We start from the raw sequence: 2,245 nt of genomic DNA on the forward strand, positions 1-2,245 counted from the left end.
CGCGCAGCTCCATTTTACACAAACGCTCACAGCAAAAATTGCAGGTGAGCTTGGCGTTATGCACATATGCGGTCAAACTTGAGGGATTAGCAAATGGAAGTAATTTCGATACTTGAGAAAGCAAAAGACAACTTGCTATCTTTCCTGTTGGGCTGCATCGTAGCTGCTGCAGGTGCCTATATTGTAATGGAGAAGCTTCATTCAAAAGAGGTGGAGATTATTCGTCTGGATTCTGAGGTGAAAACAACTTCTGTGAAAGCAGAGATGGAAGTATTGAAAAAGCGGGTTTCGGATCTCGAAAAGAAAAACATTCTTCTGACACAAAAGAATAATTATAAAACTTCGCTATCTGGTATTGAAGATCTCATAGCGCGAATAGACGAAGAAATTACCCATAAAAAAATACAAATTAGGATGGCTGCTTCAACTGGAATCTCCATCGCAAGTGAAGATGACAATAAAAAGTCCGGAAAATCCGATTACTATATCGAATTAGAGCGTGAGCTTGGCGTTACATGCCAATATGAAAAGAATTCTAATTGCAGCGCCTTTACTGGCGATACTATTCAAATTGATCCAATATATTCGTTGGTATGTTGAAACGGAATTGTTCAACGTGAACTACTACACTGACTATATTTTCTTTATTGCTAATTTAGGCATAGAGGGAGAAGTCGTAAATCGTCTATTGGTAGGTGTTCCTCACTTAGCAATCGAACTTATCTTTCCTGCTCTTTTAGTTGGCGCTTTGTGGGCTGCCTTCGATAAACGAAAGAATATTATTTTGGTGTTGGGTGTCTCAGTTGCTGTTCTTCAATACCCGATATCATTTGGCATGGCTGTACCTACGATTATGGGTGCTAATATGTACATTTGGGGCGCTTTAATTATCCCGTCAGTAATGCTTATGTGCGCTGTTGTGGCTACGCATGTAACAAGGTTATCAAATTGACCCGCATTGCTACGCTCCTTTTTGCGGTGGCTTCGCCACTTTACCGCAAAAATCCTCTCCGCAATGCGGGCAATTTATAACGGCGTTATGCGTGGTATTGAAAAGAGCGCTTTGTCGGTTTTAGGTTGTTGTCAGTTGTCTTTTTAGTTTGTGCTGCTCCAGCAGTGGCGTAGCAGGGTAAATCGCAGTGATGCAGTCAGGGAGTGGCATTCAATTTCTAGTCGGTCGTGTCCGTACTATGTCTCCCGTCGTTGTTCTCAGTGGTTTCTCTTTCGGAAGTGCTAAATCAATCTATTGCTTAATCTTCTTGTAGTATTGTTTGGGGTTTTTGGTAGTATCTGGTTTTAATATCTATTGTCTAAGCGCTTCGTTTAGGCTGTGGGGCCACCAGCGGTCGCCCAACGTGTGTGTTATTGGGTTTGGGCCGCCTCGCATAACAAGGCGCTCCACCTGACAATTTTTGCTGCGCTCGTTTGTGTTGTCGCGCAGCTCCATTTTACACAAACGCTCACAGCAAAAATTGCAGGTGAGCTTGGCGTTAACTGCCTATGAAATTGAGCACCGATTTTGACAAGCTAGGGTTTCATGACGCATCAATTGAAAAGATAGAGCGTCAATCTGGATCAGTGATTTTAGAGATAAAAGGCGTTTTTATTTCTAAAGAGCATCCAGGCTCTGATGGTCAAGACTGGAAAGTTGAAGAAGCAATACTAGAAATTCTCGGAGTAACCGAAGAAAGAGCTACGCATTGGGAGGATGATAAAGCGGCAAAGGAGCACCCAGAGCCAGAGTTCCCATTGGATGAAATTATGCATGCACATTTCGTAGATGGTGTGTTTTCATTCGATGGCTTTAAACAAACCGTTCCGTGGTGCGAGTGGTTCATAACCGCAAATTCATTCATTTTGGAGGTTAAAAGTGCATCCAAGTTCAGCAGTTAACAAAGCTATCAAATTGACGGCTTTTCCGTCGCTTGTTTTGTGGTTTTACGCTACGCTACCACAAAACAACCAACTCCAAAGCCGCAATTTATAGCGGCGTTATGCGTCTTAACGGTAAGTAGAGTAGGGCTTGGAATTCATTGGTGTTGTTTACTGTAAAAGTATCAGCTGATATCGAAGAGTTTGCGTGCATCCTCCGTTTACTTTAGTAATCATCACAACAGTGTCAAAACGCTACCAGTATTCTAGTATTCACGTTTATAGGTTTTGGTTTTTCTTGTACTCGTAGTTGTAACTCTATTTTCTACGGGTACTTGGCTCAGGTGTAAAGCTAGGTTAATCTCAATGGTTG

Annotated in this window: 3 protein-coding genes; all 3 read left to right on the forward strand. The window is 42.2% G+C overall.

Annotated features, from left to right (window positions below):
- Nucleotides 1-93 precede the first annotated feature (93 nt).
- Nucleotides 94-600, forward strand: a complete 507-nt coding sequence (locus tag IDZ20_RS05845) for a hypothetical protein (protein WP_188150494.1) — start codon at nt 94-96, stop codon at nt 598-600.
- Nucleotides 601-616: 16 nt separating this feature from the next.
- Nucleotides 617-952 (forward strand): hypothetical protein, encoded by a 336-nt coding sequence (locus IDZ20_RS05850; protein ID WP_188150495.1) that lies wholly within the window; start codon nt 617-619, stop codon nt 950-952.
- Between the two features lie 548 nt (nt 953-1,500).
- The gene (locus IDZ20_RS05855; RefSeq protein ID WP_188150496.1) at nt 1,501-1,893 is read left to right on the forward strand and encodes a hypothetical protein; all 393 of its coding nucleotides are present in this window, start codon (nt 1,501-1,503) and stop codon (nt 1,891-1,893) included.
- Nucleotides 1,894-2,245 lie beyond the last annotated feature (352 nt).

It is taken from the genome of Teredinibacter waterburyi (assembly GCF_001922985.1).
GTDB lineage: Bacteria > Pseudomonadota > Gammaproteobacteria > Pseudomonadales > Cellvibrionaceae > Teredinibacter > Teredinibacter waterburyi.

Bases quoted from the DNA above. Each gene is read 5' to 3' on its own strand.
- IDZ20_RS05845 (WP_188150494.1), top strand. From the start codon at position 94: ATGGAAGTAATTTCGATACTTGAGAAAGCAAAAGACAACTTGCTATCT.
- IDZ20_RS05855 (WP_188150496.1), top strand. From the start codon at position 1,501: ATGAAATTGAGCACCGATTTTGACAAGCTAGGGTTTCATGACGCATCA.